This window comes from Streptococcus sp. HMSC068F04 (assembly GCF_001837455.1).
Taxonomy (GTDB): Bacteria; Bacillota; Bacilli; order Lactobacillales; family Streptococcaceae; genus Streptococcus; species Streptococcus salivarius_D.
On record NZ_KV832491.1, the window covers coordinates 20,772 to 43,877 of the forward strand.

Here is a 23,106-nt window from a genome sequence, read left to right on the forward strand (position 1 = left end):
CTATTATACCATATTGAAAGCTTAAACGTTCAATAGATAAAGGAAAAGAGTCCAAGACTAACCTCAGACTCCTCCATTATTGGGACAATTAATTTAAACTCTTCTTATTGGTAATTTAAAGTCCAGTAGTAAGTACCGTCACCAGCGACAACACAAGCTACTGCTGCTTGAGTAGCATCTGGACTCATGAGAAGTTCACGAATACCACTACTCAACCATTTATTGGCTACAACTGAACCATCAGATTCACGACGGTAAACAATACCATCACTGTTGTAAGTGTGTGAAATATCTTTGGCATGTGGAAGAGTTGTGCTATTGTATAAATCATCAGACCATGTAAGTGCTGGTAAACCAGCAGCTGTACGTTGAGCATTGATTTCATTAAAAGCAGCCTTAGCTGAGTCCACTTCAACATAATCAGAGTTTTCAGTTGGTTCTACATGATAAACAAATTTAACATAACCAAATTCAACGTCTTTATAATCTTTGTCATCAACACCACTCTTAAGGTTGGCTGTAATCACATAATCACGTGCCCAAGCACTGCCTTTAGAAGCATTGAAGTTATCAACATCTTCAATTTCCCAAGTGACATTACAATCCCAACCAGAATTATCTAAGAATTTTGGAGCAAGATTCTTGATAACATAATCTTTGAATTCATCCACATTTTGGAATGGCAAAGCTTCACCTGCTTTACCAGTACCAACGACATTTTCAGAATACAATTTAACACTTGAAGCGTTATCATCGTACATGTATTCGTCGTTTCCTGCTGGTTTATGGAATTCTGGATCAAGCTCAGGGTCATCATTGGCAGTAGCATTGTAGAGTTTCCACTTTCCATCAACCCATTTGTAGTAACCATCGATACCACGCGCATTTTCTTCATCAGTCATAGCCACACGGTAATAATATGTACCGTTGTCATCTACAAATCGTGGATCTGAGTACATACGATAATCTGTTGGTGGCAATGTTGGTTTTGGCAACTTATCATAGTCAATGTTTGTTTCAGGCGCATATGGTGGTTTTTCAAGTTCAGGAGCTTCAGAACTTGTTTCTGATGTTGAACCTGTCTCTGAAGTTGCTGCTGAAGAAGATTCAGACGTTACAGCAGAGCTTGAGTTACCAGTCGATACTGCTTCTGAAGTTGAATCTACTGTTGAAGCCCCTTCTGAGCTGCCCGCTGAAGTTGAATCTACTGTTGAAGCTCCTTCTGAGCTACCCACTGAAGTTGAATCTACTGTTGAGGCTCCTTCTGAGCTACCCACTGAGGTTGAATCTACTGTTGAGGCTCCTTCTGAGCTACCCGCTGAAGTTGAATCTACTGTTGAGGCTCCTTCTGAGCTACCCACTGAGGTTGAATCTACTGTTGAGGCCCCTTCTGAACTTGCAGATGAAGTTGAGGCAACGGTTGAGGCCGCTTCTGAACTTGCAGATGAAGTTGAACCTACGGTTGATGGTGCTTCTGAGCTTGCTAATGACGTTGAATCTACTGTTGAAGTTGTTGGAGCTTCAGAATCTGTGCTTGAAGCCTTAACAAGTACCCACTTACCATTTGAATAATAGTAATAATCGCCATTATCTTTCAAATAATAGTGAGTACCATTTTCATAACGGTAGTGAGGGTCATTTCTCAAAACCTCATAACCTGTCGTTGGTGTATTGTTAGAACCACTATTGTTGTTATTATAGTCACCACCACGAACCCAACGACCGTTATAGTTAACATAGTAGCTACCATCACTCAAGATGTAGTACAAATAGCCATTGCTATAGCGGTAAGTACCTGATTCGTTGTAGTTGTTGTAACCAGGATTATAGTTGTTATAGCCATAATTATAGTTATAATTATAGCCATAGTTATAGTTTGGATAGTAATTATTGTAACCGTAGTTATAGCCATAATTGTAATTATAGCCTGGATAATAGCCATTGTAGCCGTAGTTATAACCATAGTTTGGATAATAGTTGTTATAGTAACCTCGGCCATAATAACTATCGGCCTGTGCATGATTGTTGCCAACTACCGTTGGTGCTAAAATAGCTGCCCCTAGGACAGCACATGAAAATAATCGTAAACTCTTTCTCATTGTCTTTTCCCCTTTTAAAAAAATATACCTTTTATAAGCAATCGCTTACATTTCCATTTACACTTTAATTGTAAGAAATAAAACTTCTATTGTCAAATTATTTTAATAATAGAAGTTTCTCAGACTAAACCAATAGAAGACTAACAAAGACCTAACTTTCTTTGTGAAACACGGTTAGGCGGACCTCTTTTAGGGCTTAAAGGCAAGTGTTTAAACAAAAAAAGCCCTCTATTTGTATAAGGACTTTTAGCGTAACATTAACGATTATCAATATTTTCTGGGTAAAGATCGTGATTAAAGAGACGTTGCTCGGCCATCTTTTCATACTTAGTTTCTGGACGACCGTAATTATAATAAGGGTCAATCGAAATACCACCACGAGGTGTAAATTTACCCCAAACTTCCAAGTAACGAGGGTTCAAAAGCTCCACCAAATCTTTACCAATGGTATTAATACAGTTTTCATGGAAGTCTCCGTGATTACGGTAACTAAATAGGTAAAGCTTTAGAGATTTCGACTCAACGCAGAGCTGGTCTGGAATATAAGAAATATAGATGCTAGCAAAATCAGGTTGCCCAGTAATAGGACAAAGTGATGTAAATTCTGGACAGTTGAATTTGATAAAGTAATCATTATCAGTATGACGATTATCAAAAGACTCCAAGACTTGTGGAGAGTATTCAAAAATATAAGGTGTCTCCTTATTACCAAGGAGAGTGAGGTTTTTCATTTCTTCTTGTTGTGACATTTTTCTTCCTTTGTTGTTAATTTTTCTAGACCTTTATATGGTCAATTTTTAATCTAAATTTCTAATGTTAATCATTAAAAAAGTAAAAATACTATCAATTCTAAGCTTATAGAATGTGAAGATTAGACTCCGCGCTCATTATCATAGAGTAGGGTATGCAGCTGAGGGAGAACACGCACATTGCCCCACGAGTCGTCAGCAGCTACTGTCTCCCAGAGCTCTTTGAGGCGATCTAACTGATGTTGGACGATATTACCTTCTGCTTTCGGTTCAGGATTACCAGCCGAAAGAAACATAACATCTGGTTGATAACGTTCCTGAATCATTTTAGCAAAGGCTAAATCATCATCGTCAAAAACAGGAACCTTGAAGGTAACTTTATCAGGATCAAGTTGTGAAACAATAAAGTCAAGGGTTTCCATATTGACTTCCATCTTGGATGATGGTGGTTTAGGACTTAAGGTTACTTGATCTATATCCTTGAGCCACTCCTGCCAGCGAGAACCCTGAGTTTCAACGGCCAAAGTCACTCCTCTAGCCTTGAGTTTTGAAACGAGTTCAGCCATATTTGCCGCTAAAAGAGCTGGGTTCCCTCCAGAAAGAGTAACATAGTCGTAAGTTCCTAGCGCATCCAAAGCTTCAATAACTTCATCAGATGTCATACGTGTTGGCTTCTCTGACCCATCCCAAGTGAAGGCAGAATCACACCAATCACAATGGTAATCACATCCTGCTGTCCTTACAAACATTGTCTTTTGACCGATAGCTCGACCTTCTCCTTGAAAAGTCGGTCCAAAAATTTCAAGCACTGGTAGTTTGAGTACACGTTCTCTAGTCATCCAACCACTCCCGTCTAAACTCTGCAAAGGCTGTTGGCGTCTCATAAAGACGCACATATTCCAAACGAAGTCCTCTCTCCTCAGGCAGATGTTGACTCGTCATCTGGAAAATCCAGAAAACCATATTTTCCGCAGTTGTATTCATATAAGGCAATGTCTCATTGAGATAACGGTGATCTAAGTGAGGTTCCAAATGGTCCTTATAAATGCTCTTTAGATCACCAAAATCGAAGGTCATGCCACGCTCATCCAAGTAGCCACTTACTGCAATCTGAAGATGGTAGGTATGACCATGAAGCGATTTGCATTTGCCTTCATAATTAAAGAGATGGTGGGCAGCATCAAAAGTAAATTCTTTAGAAACCATTGTACGATGAGGATTGTAAACCAAGGACTCACCTGTTTCTTTTTTGATTTCTTTCGGTGCAAAGAACATTAAGCTTCTCCTCTTTCTGCTAGATATTTTTCAAGCCCTTTTTGACGCAAGTGGCAGGCAGGGCATTCCCCACAACCAGTTCCAATAATACCGTTATAGCAAGTCAGCGTTTTCTCACGAACATAGTCAAAAGCTCCAAGTTGGTCAGCCAAAGCCCAAGTCTCAGACTTATCTAACCACATGAGTGGGGTTTGGATAACAAAATCATAGGCCATGGCTAGATTAAGTGTGACATTAAGCGATTTGACAAAAACATCACGACAGTCTGGATAACCAGAAAAGTCTGTCTCACAAACACCCGTAACAATATCAGTAATACCACGTTGCTTGGCTAGAACAGCTGCAAAAGAAAGGAAAAGATGATTACGCCCGTCCACAAAGGTATTAGGAACTTCACCTTCTTCTGCCTCAATCTCAATATCAGATGTTAAGGCATTTTCAGTGATTTGACCAAGCAAAGACATGTCCAAAACATGGTGGTTAAGCCCTTGTTCTTGCGCAATCTCTTTAGCTACTTCAATTTCTAAGCTATGACGTTGACCATAAGCAAAAGTAACTAATTCAACTGTTTCATAATGTTTTAGAGCCCAAAATAGGCAAGTAGTAGAATCTTGACCGCCACTAAAGACGACCAAAGCTGATTGACGTTTCATAATATTCCTCTTTATTCGTGATGTCTGAGACACATAAAAAGGCCCCTTGGGGGAGCCAAAAAAACGCCAGTAATGGTTTTTTTTAGCGATGGTGTCTCCCAAACATCGAAAATGATTTATCTTTAATAGTCTATCATAGTTGAGAAAAAAAGAAAAGAGCCAAGGCTCTCTTCATTAATCAATCTCAGCAATAACTTCGATTTCGATTTTAACATCTTTTGGCAAGCGTGCCACTTCTACCGCAGAACGTGCTGGGAAATCAGATGTAAAGGCAGTTGCATACACTTCGTTAAATGGAACGAAATCGTTAATGTCACTTAGGAAGCAAGTTGTTTTAACAACGTGATCAAAGTCAGTTCCTGCTTCTGCCAAAATAGCACCAACATTTTTAAGAACTTGTTCTGTCTGTTCTTGAATTGTTTCACCAATGATTTCACCTGTTTCTGGTGACAATGGTACTTGACCAGAAGCAAACAAAAGGTTGCCTACGATTTTACCTTGAACATAAGGTCCGATTGCTGCTGGTGCTTTATCAGTATGAATAGTTTTTGCCATGATAGTTCTCCTTTGACTAATATGTTGCTATTATAACAAAATATTCTGAAAATTGAAACATATAATTCCAAAAAGAAAAGAATCAGCGCTAGGCTAATCCTTCTCCTACTATTTCAGATACTTTTTAACATAGCTATAGTAGTCTGGTTTTTCTTTTTTATTAAGTGCAAAGAGCATTTGGCCTAAAGATTTCACACGACTCGATTCTTATTGTAAAGGATGTGCCTACTTTACCACAATTTATCAGATAAAAAAACTCTCCCTGCACAGCAGAGAGAGTTCGTTCGGATTTTGTTAAGCAAGATGCTATTATCCAATTTAAACTTATGTAGACTAATAAAAGTCTGGAATATTAATCCATCTTTGTCCCTTTATTTATTATCTTGCCCATTTTCCACAATCCAATCAGTAAGAGAGGGAAAGAGAATAGCGTTACAAGGCCCAGGATGATAAAGACTACTACAAATCCATAACTATCGATGAACCAACCCGTCAGTGGGAAGATGACAATCATGGATAGACTAAACATCATCGAATTGATGCTCAGCATGGTTGCCCGTACACTGGATGGTAAATAGCCTTGTAAATCATTGTAGTAAATGGGTTGATAAACCGCATAAAGTGCATTGGTCAAGAGATAAACACTTAGATAGGCGAATGGAGTTCTCAACCATACCAACAGCAAGGCCAACCCTGTCAGCGCAACCAGAATTGGAAAGACTTGATTGCTATTCCATTTTTTCCCGATTTGACTAGCTAGATAAACAGCTAGAAGATTTAAGAGACTACCAACAAGCATGATGAGCGATACTTGCCAACTGGCTAGGTCACTGATTTTCTGTTGGTAGTAAAAATAAAACATACACATGATGGTTCCTAGCAGTTGATAGGTGAGCATCCAGTAAAATAAGACCGGTTTCTCCTGCCATTCTTGTTTCACCACCACCAATATCCGTTTTAAGGTTAAGCGATCTCTTTCATCACTCTTAGTTTCTGGCTCCTTCATCAGAAAAATCAAGAGAATGGAAACTAATGAAAGGCCAATCGCAATATGATAGGTCCAGGCCAAGGCTCCGTGAACAAAGAAACCAGCAACAACTGTACCTAGAGTTCGGGTGACTTCTGCCACACCAGACAAAAAGCTAGAAATCTGAAGATAGCGGTCCTTTTGACCTGCTTCAACTGCTGAATCATATAAGAAAGCCGTACTGCTCCCCGAGTCAAAATTGTAAGACCAAGCATTGACCATCATGGCAATCGCATAGATCCAAAAATTTCCCTGACCAAGTAAGATCAAGACAGAGGATCCAGTACTGGCCAAGCGAGCCAAATAGAGATTGGTCTTGTAGCTAAACCGATCGGCCAACATACCTGATGGAATCTCACACAAGAGACTTGTCCCATGAAAGATACTTTCTAGTAAACCGATTTGAAGTAAGGAAAGACCATTCTGAATGAAAAATAAAATCCAAAAACTGGTGATTCCAAAATAAGATGTGAATTCCAGTCCTGCTAGAAGTGGAATATTGCCTTTGTAAGTTCTTTTAAACATCGTTTTCTCACTTTCAATATGTAATTTGATTGTTTCTAAAAGACTTACTTAGAGTTGCCTACATTTTCCTCACCTCCTTAATTTAAAGTAAAAACGCCAGTTGGCGTTTTTATTTCATATACTTTTTAACATAGCTATAGTAGTCTGGTTTCTCTTTTTTATTAAGTGCAAAGAGCATTTGACCCTTAAGGGGCTCTTTCTCATCATTTGGTTCTAAAAAGAGAGCAACCTCTTTGGATTTAGTTGGGAAAAATACTGTATAAGACGTTTCTTTTCCCTGATCTTTTACTTTAAGCGAATAATAGGTAAAGTCATCTTTAGACTTGGGACCATCCACTGTATAGTTATAATCCTGCTCACCAATCTTGACCTTATCTTTCTTGAAAACAATCGCATAATCCTTCTTTAAGGCATCTTGTGCATGCCATTCACCCTCTAGTGAGGGAGCAGACTTGATGCAAGCTACCATTGAAACCATACAAAGTAAGGCCAAAAGACCAAGTAACCATCTTTTCATACTTTTGCACTCCTAAAGAATTTTACTTATGGTTTGATACGGTGCAACATACGTGGGAATGGAATAGCTTCACGGATGTGTTTTGTTCCAGCTACGAAAGTAACCATACGTTCAATACCGATACCAAAACCACCGTGTGGTACTGAACCATATTTACGTAGGTCAAGGTAGAATTCGTATTCTGAACGGTCCATTCCGAGTTCATCCATTTTAGCTACAAGAGCATCGTAGTCATCTTCACGCATTGAACCACCGATGATTTCACCATAACCTTCTGGAGCCAAAAGGTCTGCACAAAGAACGCGCTCAGGATTACCAGGAACTGGTTTCATGTAGAAGGCCTTGAAGCTTGCTGGATAATTAACAACGAATGTTGGAACACCAAAATAGTTAGAAATCCAAGTTTCGTGTGGTGAACCAAAGTCATCTCCATGTTCAAGGTGCTCGTAATCAGTATCTTCATCATTTTCATGTGCTTGAAGAAGATCGATAGCTTCATCATATGACACGCGCTTGAATGGCTCAGCAATGTATTTCTTAAGAAGATCTACATCACGTTCAAGGATTTCAAGAGCTTGTGGCGCACGATCAATAACACCTTGAATAAGAGCTTTAACATAAGCTTCTTGCAAATCAAGTGACTCATCATGTGACAAGAATGAATACTCAGCATCCATCATCCAGAACTCAGTCAAGTGACGGCGTGTTTTAGATTTTTCGGCACGGAAAACAGGACCGAAGTCAAAGACACGACCAAGAGCCATGGCACCAGCTTCAAGGTAAAGCTGACCAGATTGGCTTAGGTAAGCAGGTGTACCAAAGTAATCCGTTTCAAACAATTCTGTTGAATCTTCAGCTGCATTTCCTGACAAAATTGGACTATCAAATTTGATGAAACCATTTTTATCAAAGAATTCGTAAGTTGCGTAAATAATCGCATTACGAATTTGTTGGACAGCCATTTGTTTACGTGAACGCAACCAAAGGTGACGATTATCCATCAAGAAGTCAGTTCCGTGTTCTTTTGGTGTGATTGGGTAATCATGTGACTCACCGATGACTTCTACTGCTGTCACATCCAACTCGTAACCAAATTTTGAACGTTCATCTTCTTTGACCACACCAGTCACATAAACTGATGTTTCTTGGCTAAGACGTTTAACAGTATCAAATTTTTCAGTACCTTCTTCTTCACCGTATTTTTCGATGAAGTTAGGTTTGAAAGCTACCGCTTGGAAGAAGGCAGTTCCATCACGCAATTGAAGAAAGGCCAATTTCCCTTTACCTGATTTGTTAGCTACCCATGCACCGATAGTGATTTCTTCGCCCACGTGTTTAGGCACATCAATAATTGAAACTAATTGTTTAGACATGTAATTACTTCTCTTTTCTTTCGATCTATATTAATTCTATTTTTCCATAAAGGCTTTGATTCGGCGGACTGCTTCTTTCAAAGTATCCAAGTCTGTTGCATAGCTAAGACGAATATTTTCAGGTGCGCCGAATCCTGCACCTGTTACCAAAGCGACTTCAGCCTCTTCAAGGATAGCATTTGTAAAATCATTAACATTTGTGTAGCCTTTGATTTCCATCGCTTTTTTAACATTAGGGAAGAGGTAAAAGGCACCTTGAGGTTTGATAACTTCAAAGCCAGGCACTTCAGCTAGGAGTGGATAAATCGTATTCAAACGTTCCTCAAAGGCCTGACGCATTTCTTCAATAGAAGACTGATCACCTGTTAAGGCTTCAATCGCAGCATATTGAGAAACTGCTGTAAGATTTGATGTCGTTTGACTGATAATCTTAGCCATACCTGAAATAATTTCTGGATCTCCGACAGCAAAACCAACACGCCAACCTGTCATAGCATAAGTCTTTGAAACACCATTAATCACAATTGTTTGCTTACGAATGGCATCTGAAAGACTAGAAATTGGAGTAAAGGTGTTGCCATTATAGACCAAACGGCCATAGATATCATCTGCTAAAATCAAGATATCGTGCTCAACCGCCCAGTCACCAATTGCTTGCAATTCTTCCTTACTATAAATCATTCCTGTTGGATTTGATGGAGAATTAAGCAAGACAACTTTAGTTTTTTCAGTACGAGCCGCTTCAAGTTGTTCAACCGTTGCTTTAAATTGATTAGCTTCAGTCGTTTGGAAAGTGACCGGAACACCTTCAACCATTTTAACTTGGTCTACGTAAGAAACCCAGCAAGGTGTTGGAATAATGACTTCATCACCAGGATTGATGACCGTAGCAAAGAAAGCATATAAGATAAACTTCGCACCAGTGCCGACAACAACCTCATTTGGTTTTACAGCATAACCATAGAAATTTTCCATGTAAGTGCTAATCGCATCCTTAAGTTCTGGAAGTCCAGAAGCCACGGTATAAAAACTTGCTTTACCATTTGCAATAGAGGCAATGGCAGCATCTTGAATGTTCTTAGGTGTCACAAAATCTGGTTCACCAAGTGTCAAACTCAAGATATCACGCCCTTGAGCTTTAAGAGCTTTAGCACGCGCACTGGCAGCTAAAGTAACACTTTCTTCCATTTGTAATACACGATTTGATAATTTTGTCATTTCATTATAGTCCTTCCACTTTAATAACCTGACCTGAGATAAAATCAACCAGATAATACTGGGTTCCTGACTTCACTTCCCAAATAGGAGTTTTGCCATATTTTCCTAGGTGGACATAGGATATCTCCTTAGCACCATAGGCTTTAGCAGCTTTCTTAGCCACTGACTTACTTATACCATCAGATTGCTTGTAGATATCAACCTCACCTGAATCATGACTCACGATAACAGCCAGTTTCTCACCTTGACCAGACTTTCCAAGAAGCCCGTAATAGGTAGCCTCACCATGGTAGATATCAAATTCAGTAACAGTCTTAATATCTGCTTTGCTCTCTGCTATGGCAATAACCTTCTTTTCGGCGTCTACATAAGGCTTAGTCGCTACAATAAGAATAGCAGTCAAAGAGGCAATTAAGGTCACAACGATTACAATTATTCCAAAAATGAACTGTTGCTTTTTGGTCCAGGGTGAACGTTGTTTACGCATAATGCCTCCTAAAAAAGTTTCTGAATTTATTATATCAGAAAATGATAAATCTTTACATAGCAATATAGCTAGTATTGAGCAATTAAGTCTATCTTTTTTATAAGTCAGTAAAATTCATAAAGCCTGAGTAATCATAGAAAAGGTTAGTTTGAAAAAGTTAACTTTCTTTTTCTAAGAAATCCTGAATATCCTCTTTGACTTCCTCGAACTTAGCGTGCTTAAGCGCCACTTCTTGTGTGACTTCTTTTAGAAATAGTTTTCCATAACTCTTAACGAGCGGGCGATTATCCATAAGAAGAATAGCCGAGCGCTGTTCTGGACGTCTTTGAGCACGTCCAATAGCTTGTTTAAAACGTAAAACCGTCATGGGAAGACTGTAACTATCAAAGGTGCTCTTTCCTTGCTTAGAAAACCAAGATTCAATCTTTTGATAGAAAGGATCCTTAGGATTGTCAAACGGCAGACGTGCAATAACCTCAATTACCCTATCTTGTTGGGCAAAGTCAACACCTTCCCAGAACGACCCCATACCCAGAAGGAGATTGGTCTCACCTCTGTCAAAACGTTTTTTGACATTAAAAGCAGTCCCATTTTTCTCTTGAGTTAGGTGACGAACTTCCCTATGATCCAATAAATCTGAAACAGCCATCATACTCTTTCGAGATGTAAATAGTACTAAAATTGGATAGTCCATTTCAGATAGCTTCTGGAGACGCTTTGCAAGAGCAACTTCATACTCTTCCTCAGAAGTAATACCAATAATAGGCATGCTTTGATCAATCCAAATAGCTTGATTGGGTAAAGTATCCATTGGGAGGCTAACCTTGCGTACTTGATCTAAGCCCAACAAATCAGCCACATCTACATCAGGTCCCACATCAATAGTTGCTGAAACAATTATCACTTTTTGGGCACTTGGTAGATAAGCAGAAAGCTCTAAGAGCTCTTGGCGTGACGCCTTTAAATAAGTCACACGATGTTCCTGATAATAATCTGTTTCAAGCCAGAAATGGCTGTAAAGCGGTGTCTTCAGTGGAGACAACATCTCCATCAAATCACTTTCACCTTCCAGTTCAGAAATGGTTTGTAGCAAACGATCTAATTGCTGGCGATTATACTGCTTCTGAGGAAATTGTTGATGTTCTTGGATTAGATGAGAAACTTCAAACTGCAGATTTTCGAGCAAGCGTTGTTGAAGCAAGCTTTGACTACCACTATCAAGAATTCGATGAATATGTTGCAAAAGGACCGTAAGATTGACTTGATGACGTGAAAATTGTTCCAAAGCCAGAACCATCTTTTGCCCCTCATCAATCACAAGAGTCTTTCCTCGAACAAAATCATGATCATCTTCCATACGAGTCAACAGATAAGCATGGTTGGTTACAACTACCCTAGCTTCCTGAGCTTTTTGGTAGGACTGTTGCCAAAAATCATATTCAGCAAAAAGACTGTCAGCTTTTAACTTACCATCGTGCTTAATCTCATCGAAATAAGCCATATAGCGCTGTTTCTGTCTGATTTCGTCAAGATCCCCTGTCTCTGTTTCAGTCAACCAAACCAAAAGTTGCATTTTGTAACGATTAACCAAACGGTTACTATCCTGACGAAGTAAAGTTTGGTAGAAGGCATCTAACTTGATATAATTCTGAGGTCCTTTGAGACTATGAAAGTTAATATTAAAGACAGCAGACAAGGCTTTAGCTTCCTGATTCATAATCTGATTTTGAAGGAGCTTGGTCGGAACAGCCACCACCACTTTATCTACATCAGATTGCGCCAACAAGGGAAGCAAATAGCCATAGGTTTTCCCAATTCCAGTCTGAGCCTGAATCATGGAAATATCAGTATTATCAAGCTCCCTTCTTACTGCCTCAGCAAACTCTTTTTGTTTAGGCCGTGACTCCAAATCTAAGAGAGCAATATTGGTATCAAAATCTTGAGACAGTTTTCGTTCAGACTTATAAGTCAAAGGTCTACGAAGAACAATTCCAGATTCTTCAAGCATGACATATTCTTTTGAAAGGCCTAAATTTTGACCTCTTATAGCTTCACGAATAACCAATTCAGTCTCAAAAAGAAGATTATCTGAAAAGGTCAACAGCATCTCAATGGTCTGTCTAGGTAAGCTGGCAATCTTATCCATCAAATGAAACAAAAGCTGTCCGGTCGCTCTCGCATCTTCAATAGCGGTATGGGCCTGAGCTAGGTCAAGATTAAGAACCTTGGATAAATGAGATAGCTTATATTGTTCTAACGTCGGATAAAAGACTTGAGCCAATTCGACAGTATCCACACGAGGAGTTCTTAGTTCGAAGCCCTCCATGAAAAGAGCCTCTGCAAGCAAATTGGCATCAAATTTAACATTATGGGCAACAAAAATACAGTCCTCAATCAGTTCAAAAATGATTCTAGCAATTTCTGAGAAATCTGGGGCTTGAGCCAACTGCTGATCGGTAATCCCTGTTAAATGAATAATGTGATCATCGAGTTCTTGGTGTGGGTTAACATCACTCGCAAATTCGTCAATCACCTGACCATTTTGCATGATGACAATTCCCACCTGTATAATACTAGCCGTTGAAGAAGCGGAGGTTGCTTCCAAGTCAACAATGGCATATTTATTCGTGTTTTTTTCACTCATAGTGACCTTATTATAGCATATCCAAAGCACCAAAAAAAGACAAAGCCATCATTCTGATATTGGAAAAAGCCTGAAATTCGTGCTACACTAGAGCTATGAAAATAAGACGAATTTTAAATCCTGTTGCCCAGGAAAACACCTATATTTTAGAAAACGATACAGCCTGTCTAGTCATTGATCCAGGAAGCGATACTTCTAGCATCTTAGCTGAACTTAAAACAATCGACAAACCAGTTGCTGCTATCCTTTTAACACATACACACTACGACCACATTATGAGTGTTGAGGCAGTCCGCCTAGCCTTCAATCATCCTCCTGTTTACGTTGCCGAAGCTGAAAAAGACTGGTTGCTGAATCCTATTCATAATTTATCTGGACTACCACGTCATGACGATATGGAAGACGTTATTGTCAATCCGGCAGAATACTACTTCGATTTCACTCAGGACTATAATATCGAGGATTTCCAGTTTAAAGTTGTTCCAACCCCAGGACACTCTATTGGAGGTGTTTCTTTTATCTTTGATAAAGAAGAAACTGTATTTTCTGGTGATGCCCTCTTTAAAGAAACAATTGGACGCTGGGACCTTCCAACAGGGAACCACGAACAATTACTCACTAGTATTAAAGAACAACTCTTTACACTTCCTAACCACTACAGAGTTTTCCCAGGTCATGGATGGGACACCACTATTGGTCATGAAAAGGTCTTTAACCCACATTTTTCATAAAAACAAAAGCTTGTCTACACCTACTTTAGTAAGTACTGACAAGCTTTTTTTCTCGAATAAAAAAGAAGGCCGATAGACCTTCTTATCCGAAACACTGTAGTGTGTTTATTTAGATTTGATATAGTTAACACCATCTGCTTTAGGTGCAACGGCTTTACCGAAGAAAGCAGCCAAGACAATAATTGTCAAGATATATGGTGCTATTTGCAAATACACATTTGGTACATGTGAAATGAGTGGAAGCTGTTTTCCAATGATTGCCAATGATTGTGACAATCCAAAGAACAAACTTGAGAGCATAGCTCCGATTGGACTCCAACGACCAAAAATCATAGCAGCCAAGGCGATGAAACCAGGACCTGCAATTGTTGTAACAGCAAAGTTGTTAGAGATGGATTGAGCATATACCGCACCACCAACACCACCAAGGAAACCTGAAATCATAACGCCATAGTAGCGCATACGATAAACGTTAATACCAAGTGTATCCGCTGCCTGTGGGTGCTCACCAACTGAACGAAGTCGCAAACCAAAGCGTGTCTTGAAGATAAGCCACCATGATGCTACTGAAACCAAGATAGCAACATACGCTACCAAAGAAACATTAGTGAAGAAAACTTTACCCAAGAAAGGGATATGATCCAAGATTGGGAATGATACAGTCTTAAAGTTATGACTGATAGCAGGTGTTTGACCAGCACCATAGATAACACGTGTCAAGAATACTGCCAAAGATGGTGCGATAAGGTTCAAAACTGTACCAGAGACAACATGGTCAGCACGGAAGTTAATTGTCGCAACCGCATGGAGCAATGAATAGAGAACACCAATCAGACCTGCTACAATCGCAGCAATCCAAGGTGTCGCATTTCCAAAACTTTCTGCAAAAGTCAAGTTAAAGAGAACACCTGCGAAAGCACCAATTACCATAATTCCTTCAAGGCCGACATTTACGATACCGCCTCGTTCAGAGAAAGTTCCACCGATACTTGTAAAAATCAATGGTGCTGAGTATTTCAACATAGAGGCAACGATCAAGGCTATAATTGTAATAAAGTCCATATTAGTTTTGTCCTCCTTTAGCTTTCACTGATTTATGACGAGGGCGAACCCAATATCTAATGATGTAGTTAGCACCAACAAAGAAGATAATCAAGGCTGAAACAACATCAATGATTTCAGGTGGCACGCCAATCATACCACTCTTACCAATAGACAAGACACCATAAAGGAGGGCGGCAAATGGAATACCGATAGGTGAGTTAGACGCTAAAAGCGCAACCGCCATACCGTTCCAACCGATAGCCAATGAAGCGTTTTGAACGAAGACATTTTGGAATGTACCAAGTCCTTCTACTGTTCCTCCAAGACCACATAGAGCACCTGAGATAATCATTGACATGATAATAACACGTTTAGATGACATCCCTGCATACTCTGATGCATGAGGATTAAGACCTACAGATGTAATTTCAAAACCAGTTGTTGTTTTCTTAAGCAAGAACCAAACTAAGAAGGCAGCAGCAAGAGCAAGGAAGAAACCAATATTGAAACGCGAACCACCAGTTATTTGAGATAAGAACTCTGTTTGATAACTAGCTGAGGCTACAACCTTGTTAGATGCTTCTGAAGAACGCAACATATCAGCTGTAAACCCAAAGCGAATAATATTGTTTGCCACATACAAAATGATGTAGTTCATCATGATGGTTACAATGACCTCACTTGTTCCCAAGTAAGCACGAAGAATACCCGGAATTGCACCAGCGATACCACCAGCTACTAGACCGATGATTACTGTACAGAAAACTGAAACTACTTTTGGTAATTCTGGAAATGATAATGCAAACCATACAGCCGAAGTCCAACCTGCTAAAGCCTGACCAGGCAAACCAACGTTAAAGAAACCAGCTTTAGATGCTACAGAAAATCCGAGTGCGATAAGAATCAAGGGACTCATGGCACGAAGAATTTCACCAATATTTTTCAAAGAACCGAAGGCTGTACTGAAGAGATCATAGTAAGCCCAGAATGGATCGTAACCAAAGATTAACATCAATACAGCCCCGATCAACATTCCCAAGAGGACAGCAATCAAAGGAACTGCCCAATTTTGTGTTTTCTTAGACATTTGCTTCCTCCTTATTCAATTGTCCACCAGCCATTAGGATACCAAGATCTTGCTTATTCGTTTCAGCAGGATTTAGGATACCTTGAATTGCACCATCGTAGATAACTGCAATTCTGTCTGACATATCAAGAATCTCATCCAATTCAAAGCTGACTACAATAACAGCCTTACCTTTATCACGCTCAGCGATAATACGTTTACGAATGTATTCAATGGCACCTACGTCAAGACCACGAGTTGGTTGACTGACAATAAGAAGCTCTGGGTCACGGTCAATTTCACGGGCGATAACAGCTTTTTGTTGGTTACCACCAGACAAGTCACCACCAGCAATCAACTCTCCAGCACCACGAACGTCAAATTCTTCCATCAATTCTCGAGCTTTAGCATTGATAACATTATAGTTCAAGATACCATTTTTCGAATTTGGCTCCTTGTAGTAGGTTTGAAGGGCAATATTTTCAGCTACTGTCATTTCAAGAACCATACCGTCACGGTGACGATCTTCAGGAATATGACCAACACTCATTTCAGTAATCTGACGAGTTGTCTTATGAATAATCGATTCACCCTTGATAGTAATATCACCTGACTTAACTTTACGAAGCCCTGTAATCGCTTGGACAAGTTCTGTCTGACCATTGCCATCGATACCGGCAATACCGATGATTTCACCAGCACGAACATCCAATGACAGGTTTTTAACAGCAGGAACTCCACGGTTCTCGTTAACCACCAAATCTTTAATAGAAAGAACAACTTCTTTTGGATTTGAAGGAATTTTATCTGTTTTGAAGGAAACCTGATGGCCAACCATCATTTCAGCCAAGTCAGCATTTGTTGACCCTTCAATCGTTACTGTATCAATTGATTTACCACGTCTAATGACAGTGACACGATCAGATACTGCACGGATTTCATCCAACTTATGGGTAATAAGGATAATTGACTTACCTTCCTTAACCAAGGTCTTCATAATGTTTAGAAGTTCAGTAATTTCAGACGGAGTCAATACCGCAGTCGGTTCATCGAAGATCAAGATATCAGCCCCACGATAGAGAGTCTTAAGGATTTCAACACGTTGTTGAGCACCAACAGAGATATCTGCTACTTTGGCAGTTGGATCTACTGCAAGACCATATCTTTCAGAGAGTTCAGTAATTTCCTTGATAGCCTTCTTCATATCAAGTACTCCACCAGCTTTGGTTACCTCACTACCCAAAATGATATTCTCAGCAACTGTAAAAGCTTCAACCAACATAAAGTGTTGGTGAACCATCCCAATCCCCAGTTTCGTTGCTTTAGATGGTGAATCAATGGTCACCTCTTGTCCTTTAACCTTAATGGTTCCGCTCGTAGGTTGCAAAAGACCTGAAAGCATATTCATTAAAGTCGACTTACCTGCACCATTTTCACCGAGGAGGGCGTGGATTTCTCCTTGTCTCACATCAAGATTGATATGATCATTTGCCACGAATTCACCAAATTTTTTGGTAATATCGTGCATCTCAATGACATTTGGCTTCGTCATACAATCTCCTTTCAGAATAATTTTAATTTCAGCAAAGGGGATCATTAACTGCTTCCCTTTGCTGAGACAAAAATTGTCTCAGTTTAAGCTCTATAAAGACTTATGCTTAACTATTATTTGCTAAGACCATCAGTTGGTTTCAATTCACCATTCTTGATTTGTTCTTTAGCTTTTTCTACTGCATCCTTGATATCTGAAGGAAGATTAGACGTTACAATGTCAACACCACCGTCTTTGATACCGTAAGTCTTAGTTTTACCACCTTCGAATTTATCGCCTTTGACTTGTCCGTTAGCAATATCTTTAACAACTGTACCAACTTGTTTGATTGTTGAAGTCAAAACAAAGTTAGATTTTTTCTTGTCTGAAGATGTGTAATTACCTTCTGCTGTTTGGTCACGGTCAACACCGATTACCCATACTTTCTTATCGCTGTCAGCATCAAGTTTTTCGTTAACTTCTTTAGCAGCTGTGAAGACACCAGTACCAGTACCACCAGCAGCTTGATAGATTACGTCAACGCCTGAAGCGTACATTGTTGAAGCGATTGTTGTACCTTTAGCTGCATCAGAGAATGATTCAGCATATTGAACTTGTACATCGATATCAGGTTTTACTGACTTAGCACCCGCTGTGAAACCAGCTTCAAAACGTGTAATTGTGTCTGATGTTTGACCACCGATGAAACCAACTTTATTTGTTTTTGTCTGCATAGCTGCTGCGATACCTGCAAGGTAAGCACCTTCGTTATCGGCAAACAAAACGCTCTCAACGTTCTTTTGATCTTTAATAACATCGTCAATGATTACATAGTTCACATCTTCATGTTCTTTGGCTGCATCTGCAACTGCATCATGAAGAGCGAAACCAACACCAAAGATGAGGTTGTAGCCTTGACTTTGTGCTGAAGACATGTTTGTTGCAAAGTCAGACTCTGAACCAGATTGGAAGTACGTGAAGCCAGAATCTTTTTTAAGTTTGTTAGCTTTACCCCACGCTTGAAGTCCTTCCCACGCTGATTGGTTAAATGATTTATCATCTACCCCACCAGTATCTGTAACGATAGCAGCTTTAACTTTTGAATCAGCTGATGATCCGCCACGTCCGCCACGTGCACATGCTGCAAGACCAAGTGCCGCAACAGCAACAAGGCCAAGCCCGATAATTTTCTTGTTCAATTTCATCTTGAACACTCCTCCTATAACTTGCAAGAAAACTTGCTTAATAAAGAATAAAACAACTAGACTATTGTAAGTCCGTAAAAGAGTATGGTAACAACTCTCCGACTGTCATCTCGACTGTCGATTTATCTTCAGCGATAAGAATCACTTTAGAATCTGATTTAAAAAATTCGACCATAACTTGGCGACAAGCACCACACGGTGAAATAGGTTCTTTGGTATCTCCGTATACTGCGAGACATTCAAAGTCTCTATATCCTTCAGATACCGCCTTAAAAATAGCTGTTCTTTCTGCACAATTGGTCAGTCCGAATGAGGCATTTTCAATGTTACATCCTTGAAAAATGTCCCCATTCTTTGTAATCAATGCTGCTCCAACTCTAAAACGAGAATAGGGAACATAGGCATTTTCAGCTACTTCTTGTGCTGCTTTTATTACTTGCTCTTTTTTAGTAGCTATCATGACTTTCTTGCCCTTTCATAATGGCCACTCCTGACGAAGTACCAATACGGGTTGCACCAGCTTTGATAAAGGCTTTAGCCGCCTCAAGTGTACGTGCTCCACCAGATGCCTTGACTCCCATAATAGGACCAACAGCTTCTCGCATAAGTTCAATATCTTCAATGGTAGCACCACCAGTAGAAAACCCTGTAGATGTCTTCACAAAATCTGCACCTGCCAGTTTTGCTAATTGGCAAGCTTCTACCTTTTCTTCATCAGTCAATAGACAAGTTTCAATAATAACCTTTACAAGTTTACTTCCACTAGCTTCAACAACAGATTTAATATCGTCTTCAACTAATTTAAGATTTCTAGATTTAAGAGCACCGATATTGATTACCATATCAATTTCATCTGCCCCATTGGCAATAGCATCCTTGGCTTCAAAAGCCTTAACTGCGGAGGTCGATGCTCCCAAAGGAAAACCAATAACTGTACAAACTTTAACAGAACTATCTTTTAGCAATTCAGCTGCCGTTTTGACCCAAGTTGGATTAACACAGACACTGGCAAACTCATACTTCTTAGCCTCATCAATTAGGGCAAGAATCTGTTCTTTATTAGCATCAGCTTTTAGTAAGGTATGGTCAATATAGCTATTAACAGACATAAACAAACTCCTTGATTAGAATTAAATTAAGGGTTAGCGAATTATCTTTAATATTTCTGTCGTTTCTTTACATTCACTACCCATAATAACATTTTTTTCGAATTCAGTCAGCATTTTTTCAGATAAAATTTCTTGGCTATAGACCTTGGCAATAAGGTCTCCTTGAGTTACAGAATCGCCAACTTTCTTTTCAAATACAATTCCTGTTTCATAATTAAGACTATCTGACTTCGTAGCTCGACCTGCTCCTAATTGCATGGCAAATTTTCCAAATGCCATAGCAGGTAACTCTTTAATGTAACCTGTTTCATGAGCATGAATATCTGTTACGACAGGAGCACTGCTATGACGATAAAGATCGGTCAAATCACCACCTTGAGCTTGAATGAGTTCTTCAAACTTAGCAAGGGCTTTTCCACCCACTAAGTGCTGACGAATTTCTTCCTGGCTAGCTTCAACCAGAGCCAAATCTAATAGAATCTCAGCCAACTCACAGATAAAGTCAGTGATATCTTCACGTCCCTTACCTTGCATAATTTCAATAGCCTCAGTGATTTCTAAACGGTTACCAATAGCCTTACCTAGTGGCTGACTCATATCTGTAATAACTGCAATCGTTTCACGATTGACCTCATGGCCTAATGCAACCATGGTCTCTGACAATTTTTCAGCATCAGACATATTTTTCATGAAAGCGCCTTGACCAACAGTAACATCTAGTAAAATCTTATCAGCGCCTGCTGCAATCTTTTTGGACATAACAGAGCTTGCGATTAGAGGAATGGAATCTACTGTTGCAGTGACATCACGCAAGGCATAAAGAAGTTTATCAGCCTTAACCAAATGCTCAGACTGACCAATGAGGGAAATCCCAATGTCTTTAACTTGCTGAATGAACTCTTCCTTGCTGCGCTCAACCTGATAGCCTTTGATAGACTCTAATTTGTCAATCGTTCCACCTGTGTGTCCGAGACCACGACCACTCATCTTAGCCACTGGGACACCAAAGCTAGCTACAAGCGGCATCAGAATAATGGTTACCTTATCACCAACGCCTCCGGTCGAATGTTTATCTACCTTAACACCTGGAATTTCTGACAAATCATATTGTTCGCCTGAAGCAACCATATCAGTGGTCAAATCATGGATTTCACGAATAGACATACCTTGATAATAAATCGCCATCGCCAGGGCCGCTATCTGATAGTCTGGGATGTCCCCAGACACATAGCCATTAATGAGATATGAAATTTCCTCTGTGCTTAACTCGCCACCATCTCTTTTCTTTTCAATTAAATCAACTGTTCTCATATTTTCTCACTTCTAAGGATATAATATCCTTTATCCTTTTTAACGACTTCAGCATTACCAAACACATCCTCCATCTTAGCCTTAGCTGACGGAGCACCTTGTTTTTTCTGAATAACAATAGTTAGGTTACCACCTTGATTGAGATAATCATATGCCTCCTCGATAACTTGATGAACCACCTTCTTACCCGCACGGATAGGTGGATTAGAAATAATATAGTCAAAACTTCCAGTGACATTTTCATAGATATTTGATTGGAAGATAGTAGCTTCAACCTTATTTCGTTGAGCATTTTGTCTAGCTAAATCAATCGCCCTACTATTGATGTCGATCATAGTGACTTTAACTCCTTGGACCTTGGCTAAACTGATACCGAGAGGACCATAGCCACAACCCACATCTAAAAGCGTTTTGCCAGCTTCCAAATCTAATGCACTCAAAAGCACTTTACTTCCAAAATCAATCATTTTTTTAGAGAAAACCCCAGCATCTGTATAAAACTGAAAACTTTCTCCTAATAAATTAACCTTTAAATCATGAATATCATGAGCCGCATCTGGCGTCTCAGCATAATACATTTTTGACATTATTTTTTCCTTCTAGATAGTACTTTTTCTTTATCGTATCATAAATACTAAAGTAAGGCTAGTGAAATGACAAGGCTTACATTCGACCTTTTTTTCTGCTATAATGTTATTTATGTTAAATGAATTTATCAATTTCGAAACGATATCACGTAAGGAATGGCAGCGCCTTCATAAAGAGGACAATGCCCCATTGACTGCAGAAGAACTGGATTCCATTCGAAGCCTTAATGATAAGATCGATGTGCAAGAAGTTAGTGACATTTATCTACCTCTTATCAACCTCATTCGAATCTATCAGAAAACTGCCAACGACCTGACCTTCTCTAAGAGTATCTTTTTACAAAAATCACAGACTAACCGTCCATTTATTATCGGGGTATCTGGTTCAGTTGCTGTTGGCAAATCCACTACCAGTCGTTTGCTCCAACTCTTGTTGCAACGTACCTTCCCCCAATCTAAAGTTGAACTTGTGACAACTGATGGTTTTCTCTATCCTAACCAAGTCTTGAAAGAAAAAGACATCCTTAACCGTAAGGGGTTCCCTGAGTCCTACGATATGCCACTTCTTCTCAATTTTTTAGATACTATAAAAAATGGTGGTGATGTCAATATTCCTGTTTACTCTCATGAAATTTATGATATTGTACCAGGACTTACCCAAGAAATCAGACAGCCCAATTTTCTAATTATCGAAGGGATTAATGTTTTCCAAAACCCTATTAACCAACGACTTTACATGAGTGACTATTTTGATTTTTCTCTCTACATTGACGCTGAAGTTAATAATATCGAATCCTGGTATCTCGAACGTTTTCAAACCCTTCTTGAGCTCGCCAAAAAAGATGAAAACAACTACTACCATCGTTTCACTAAATTTAGCAAGGATGAAGCTTTATCTTTAGCACAAAAAACCTGGCGTGATATCAATTTGGTTAACCTGGAAAATTATATCGAACCTACACGAAGTCGAGCTGAACTCATTCTTCACAAGGGAGACAATCATAAAATCGACTTCATCCACTTAAAAAAATAGAAAAAGCTTGCCAAGGGGCCTAAAATAACGTATAATGACATAGTTAGATAAATTTTGGAGGTGAAAACATTGGCAAATATTAAATCAGCTATCAAACGCGCTGAACTTAACGTTAAACAAAACGAAAAAAACTCAGCACAAAAATCAGCTTTGCGTACTGCTATTAAAGCATTCAACGCTAACCCAACTGAAGAAGCTTACCGTGCTGCATCAGCTAGCATCGATAAAGCCGCTTCTAAAGGTTTGATTCATAAAAACAAAGCAAGCCGCGATAAATCACGTCTTGCAGCTAAATTGGCTAACTAATTGAAAGCTCCATTTAGGAGTTTTTTTATTACCCTTGAATTGTCAAATTAAGTGCATACTT

General features: G+C 39.3%; 23 protein-coding genes. 3 read left to right on the forward strand and 20 right to left on the reverse strand.

Annotation, left to right across the window (positions count from 1 at the left end):
* Window positions 1-104: 104 nt before the first annotated feature.
* The 12 genes from HMPREF2571_RS05650 to HMPREF2571_RS05705 all read right to left on the reverse strand — a co-directional run bounded on the left by HMPREF2571_RS05650 (window position 105) and on the right by HMPREF2571_RS05705 (window position 13,122).
* Window positions 105-2,099 carry a CAP domain-containing protein gene (locus HMPREF2571_RS05650; RefSeq protein WP_070847401.1) on the reverse strand — a complete coding sequence of 665 codons (1,995 nt, stop codon included), beginning with the start codon at window positions 2,097-2,099 and terminating at the stop codon, window positions 105-107.
* 257 nt (window positions 2,100-2,356) lie between these two features.
* A complete protein-coding gene (gene queF, locus HMPREF2571_RS05655) occupies window positions 2,357-2,848 on the reverse strand; it encodes a preQ(1) synthase (RefSeq protein WP_003097375.1) in 492 nt (163 codons plus the stop codon).
* 122 nt (window positions 2,849-2,970) lie between these two features.
* Window positions 2,971-3,687, reverse strand: a complete 717-nt coding sequence (queE, locus tag HMPREF2571_RS05660; protein ID WP_013990483.1) for a 7-carboxy-7-deazaguanine synthase QueE — start codon at window positions 3,685-3,687, stop codon at window positions 2,971-2,973.
* Complete coding sequence (gene queD / locus HMPREF2571_RS05665; RefSeq protein WP_013990482.1) at window positions 3,680-4,123, reverse strand: 6-carboxytetrahydropterin synthase QueD; 444 nt, start codon at window positions 4,121-4,123, stop codon at window positions 3,680-3,682. Before queD ends, queE begins: the two co-directional genes overlap by 8 nt.
* The gene (gene queC, locus HMPREF2571_RS05670; protein WP_070847403.1) at window positions 4,123-4,776 is read right to left on the reverse strand and encodes a 7-cyano-7-deazaguanine synthase QueC; all 654 of its coding nucleotides are present in this window, start codon (window positions 4,774-4,776) and stop codon (window positions 4,123-4,125) included. Before queC ends, queD begins: the two co-directional genes overlap by 1 nt.
* 174 nt (window positions 4,777-4,950) lie before the next feature.
* Window positions 4,951-5,331, reverse strand: coding sequence for a RidA family protein (locus tag HMPREF2571_RS05675; protein ID WP_002891112.1), 381 nt, complete (start codon window positions 5,329-5,331; stop codon window positions 4,951-4,953).
* A 352-nt stretch (window positions 5,332-5,683) separates the two neighbouring features.
* Window positions 5,684-6,883 (reverse strand): MFS transporter, encoded by a 1,200-nt coding sequence (locus tag HMPREF2571_RS05680; protein WP_070847406.1) that lies wholly within the window; start codon window positions 6,881-6,883, stop codon window positions 5,684-5,686.
* 109 nt (window positions 6,884-6,992) lie between these two features.
* A complete protein-coding gene (locus tag HMPREF2571_RS05685; protein WP_013990480.1) occupies window positions 6,993-7,400 on the reverse strand; it encodes a hypothetical protein in 408 nt (135 codons plus the stop codon).
* Window positions 7,401-7,426: 26 nt separating this feature from the next.
* Window positions 7,427-8,773: an asparagine--tRNA ligase gene (gene asnS / locus HMPREF2571_RS05690; RefSeq protein ID WP_002891115.1), complete on the reverse strand. Its 1,347-nt coding sequence runs from the start codon at window positions 8,771-8,773 to the stop codon at window positions 7,427-7,429.
* Between the two features lie 36 nt (window positions 8,774-8,809).
* A complete protein-coding gene (locus HMPREF2571_RS05695; RefSeq protein ID WP_045768641.1) occupies window positions 8,810-9,991 on the reverse strand; it encodes a pyridoxal phosphate-dependent aminotransferase in 1,182 nt (393 codons plus the stop codon).
* A 4-nt stretch (window positions 9,992-9,995) separates the two neighbouring features.
* Entirely contained in the window at window positions 9,996-10,478 is a 483-nt protein-coding gene (locus HMPREF2571_RS05700; protein ID WP_070847407.1) for a cell wall elongation regulator TseB-like domain-containing protein, read from the reverse strand.
* A gap of 157 nt (window positions 10,479-10,635) precedes the next feature.
* On the reverse strand, window positions 10,636-13,122 hold the full coding sequence (locus HMPREF2571_RS05705) for a bifunctional DnaQ family exonuclease/ATP-dependent helicase (RefSeq protein WP_070847409.1): 2,487 nt from the start codon (window positions 13,120-13,122) through the stop codon (window positions 10,636-10,638).
* 95 nt (window positions 13,123-13,217) lie between these two features.
* On the opposite strand from HMPREF2571_RS05705, the gene HMPREF2571_RS05710 reads away from it, so the two are divergent.
* A complete protein-coding gene (locus tag HMPREF2571_RS05710) occupies window positions 13,218-13,853 on the forward strand; it encodes an MBL fold metallo-hydrolase (RefSeq protein WP_004182402.1) in 636 nt (211 codons plus the stop codon).
* A gap of 105 nt (window positions 13,854-13,958) precedes the next feature.
* Here the strand turns inward: HMPREF2571_RS05710 and HMPREF2571_RS05715 are convergent, their stop codons facing one another.
* The 8 genes from HMPREF2571_RS05715 to HMPREF2571_RS05750 all read right to left on the reverse strand — a co-directional run bounded on the left by HMPREF2571_RS05715 (window position 13,959) and on the right by HMPREF2571_RS05750 (window position 21,706).
* Window positions 13,959-14,915, reverse strand: a complete 957-nt coding sequence (locus tag HMPREF2571_RS05715; protein ID WP_004182401.1) for an ABC transporter permease — start codon at window positions 14,913-14,915, stop codon at window positions 13,959-13,961.
* A gap of 1 nt (window position 14,916) precedes the next feature.
* Complete coding sequence (locus HMPREF2571_RS05720; protein ID WP_045772387.1) at window positions 14,917-15,984, reverse strand: ABC transporter permease; 1,068 nt, start codon at window positions 15,982-15,984, stop codon at window positions 14,917-14,919.
* Window positions 15,977-17,515, reverse strand: coding sequence for an ABC transporter ATP-binding protein (locus HMPREF2571_RS05725; protein WP_070847412.1), 1,539 nt, complete (start codon window positions 17,513-17,515; stop codon window positions 15,977-15,979). Before HMPREF2571_RS05725 ends, HMPREF2571_RS05720 begins: the two co-directional genes overlap by 8 nt.
* Window positions 17,516-17,628: 113 nt before the next feature.
* The gene (locus HMPREF2571_RS05730; protein ID WP_284443953.1) at window positions 17,629-18,693 is read right to left on the reverse strand and encodes a BMP family lipoprotein; all 1,065 of its coding nucleotides are present in this window, start codon (window positions 18,691-18,693) and stop codon (window positions 17,629-17,631) included.
* 67 nt (window positions 18,694-18,760) lie between these two features.
* Window positions 18,761-19,159 carry a cytidine deaminase gene (locus HMPREF2571_RS05735; RefSeq protein ID WP_070847415.1) on the reverse strand — a complete coding sequence of 133 codons (399 nt, stop codon included), beginning with the start codon at window positions 19,157-19,159 and terminating at the stop codon, window positions 18,761-18,763.
* Window positions 19,146-19,808 carry a deoxyribose-phosphate aldolase gene (gene deoC / locus HMPREF2571_RS05740; protein ID WP_070847418.1) on the reverse strand — a complete coding sequence of 221 codons (663 nt, stop codon included), beginning with the start codon at window positions 19,806-19,808 and terminating at the stop codon, window positions 19,146-19,148. The genes HMPREF2571_RS05735 and deoC overlap by 14 nt, the downstream gene beginning before the upstream one ends.
* A 33-nt stretch (window positions 19,809-19,841) precedes the next feature.
* A complete protein-coding gene (locus HMPREF2571_RS05745; protein ID WP_070847420.1) occupies window positions 19,842-21,119 on the reverse strand; it encodes a pyrimidine-nucleoside phosphorylase in 1,278 nt (425 codons plus the stop codon).
* Window positions 21,116-21,706, reverse strand: coding sequence for a class I SAM-dependent methyltransferase (locus HMPREF2571_RS05750; protein WP_070847422.1), 591 nt, complete (start codon window positions 21,704-21,706; stop codon window positions 21,116-21,118). The genes HMPREF2571_RS05745 and HMPREF2571_RS05750 overlap by 4 nt, the downstream gene beginning before the upstream one ends.
* A gap of 112 nt (window positions 21,707-21,818) precedes the next feature.
* Here HMPREF2571_RS05750 and coaA point away from each other — a divergent pair, with 112 nt between their 5' ends.
* Window positions 21,819-22,739 (forward strand): type I pantothenate kinase, encoded by a 921-nt coding sequence (gene coaA, locus HMPREF2571_RS05755; protein WP_070847425.1) that lies wholly within the window; start codon window positions 21,819-21,821, stop codon window positions 22,737-22,739.
* Window positions 22,740-22,808: 69 nt separating this feature from the next.
* Complete coding sequence (rpsT, locus tag HMPREF2571_RS05760) at window positions 22,809-23,045, forward strand: 30S ribosomal protein S20 (protein WP_004182129.1); 237 nt, start codon at window positions 22,809-22,811, stop codon at window positions 23,043-23,045.
* Window positions 23,046-23,106 lie beyond the last annotated feature (61 nt).

Excerpts from the sequence above, each read along its gene's own strand:
- HMPREF2571_RS05715 (WP_004182401.1), bottom strand. The coding sequence starts at position 14,915 with ATGGACTTTATTACAATTATAGCCTTGATCGTTGCCTCTATGTTGAAA.
- HMPREF2571_RS05705 (WP_070847409.1), bottom strand. The coding sequence starts at position 13,122 with ATGAGTGAAAAAAACACGAATAAATATGCCATTGTTGACTTGGAAGCA.
- HMPREF2571_RS05720 (WP_045772387.1), bottom strand. The coding sequence starts at position 15,984 with ATGTCTAAGAAAACACAAAATTGGGCAGTTCCTTTGATTGCTGTCCTC.
- HMPREF2571_RS05700 (WP_070847407.1), bottom strand. The coding sequence starts at position 10,478 with ATGCGTAAACAACGTTCACCCTGGACCAAAAAGCAACAGTTCATTTTT.
- HMPREF2571_RS05745 (WP_070847420.1), bottom strand. The coding sequence starts at position 21,119 with ATGAGAACAGTTGATTTAATTGAAAAGAAAAGAGATGGTGGCGAGTTA.
- coaA (WP_070847425.1), top strand. The coding sequence starts at position 21,819 with ATGTTAAATGAATTTATCAATTTCGAAACGATATCACGTAAGGAATGG.
- HMPREF2571_RS05750 (WP_070847422.1), bottom strand. The coding sequence starts at position 21,706 with ATGTCAAAAATGTATTATGCTGAGACGCCAGATGCGGCTCATGATATT.
- asnS (WP_002891115.1), bottom strand. The coding sequence starts at position 8,773 with ATGTCTAAACAATTAGTTTCAATTATTGATGTGCCTAAACACGTGGGC.
- queE (WP_013990483.1), bottom strand. The coding sequence starts at position 3,687 with ATGACTAGAGAACGTGTACTCAAACTACCAGTGCTTGAAATTTTTGGA.
- HMPREF2571_RS05735 (WP_070847415.1), bottom strand. The coding sequence starts at position 19,159 with ATGATAGCTACTAAAAAAGAGCAAGTAATAAAAGCAGCACAAGAAGTA.
- HMPREF2571_RS05695 (WP_045768641.1), bottom strand. The coding sequence starts at position 9,991 with ATGACAAAATTATCAAATCGTGTATTACAAATGGAAGAAAGTGTTACT.
- HMPREF2571_RS05650 (WP_070847401.1), bottom strand. The coding sequence starts at position 2,099 with ATGAGAAAGAGTTTACGATTATTTTCATGTGCTGTCCTAGGGGCAGCT.
- HMPREF2571_RS05685 (WP_013990480.1), bottom strand. The coding sequence starts at position 7,400 with ATGAAAAGATGGTTACTTGGTCTTTTGGCCTTACTTTGTATGGTTTCA.
- HMPREF2571_RS05710 (WP_004182402.1), top strand. The coding sequence starts at position 13,218 with ATGAAAATAAGACGAATTTTAAATCCTGTTGCCCAGGAAAACACCTAT.
- queC (WP_070847403.1), bottom strand. The coding sequence starts at position 4,776 with ATGAAACGTCAATCAGCTTTGGTCGTCTTTAGTGGCGGTCAAGATTCT.
- HMPREF2571_RS05680 (WP_070847406.1), bottom strand. The coding sequence starts at position 6,883 with ATGTTTAAAAGAACTTACAAAGGCAATATTCCACTTCTAGCAGGACTG.
- queF (WP_003097375.1), bottom strand. The coding sequence starts at position 2,848 with ATGTCACAACAAGAAGAAATGAAAAACCTCACTCTCCTTGGTAATAAG.
- HMPREF2571_RS05725 (WP_070847412.1), bottom strand. The coding sequence starts at position 17,515 with ATGACGAAGCCAAATGTCATTGAGATGCACGATATTACCAAAAAATTT.
- deoC (WP_070847418.1), bottom strand. The coding sequence starts at position 19,808 with ATGTCTGTTAATAGCTATATTGACCATACCTTACTAAAAGCTGATGCT.
- HMPREF2571_RS05675 (WP_002891112.1), bottom strand. The coding sequence starts at position 5,331 with ATGGCAAAAACTATTCATACTGATAAAGCACCAGCAGCAATCGGACCT.
- queD (WP_013990482.1), bottom strand. The coding sequence starts at position 4,123 with ATGTTCTTTGCACCGAAAGAAATCAAAAAAGAAACAGGTGAGTCCTTG.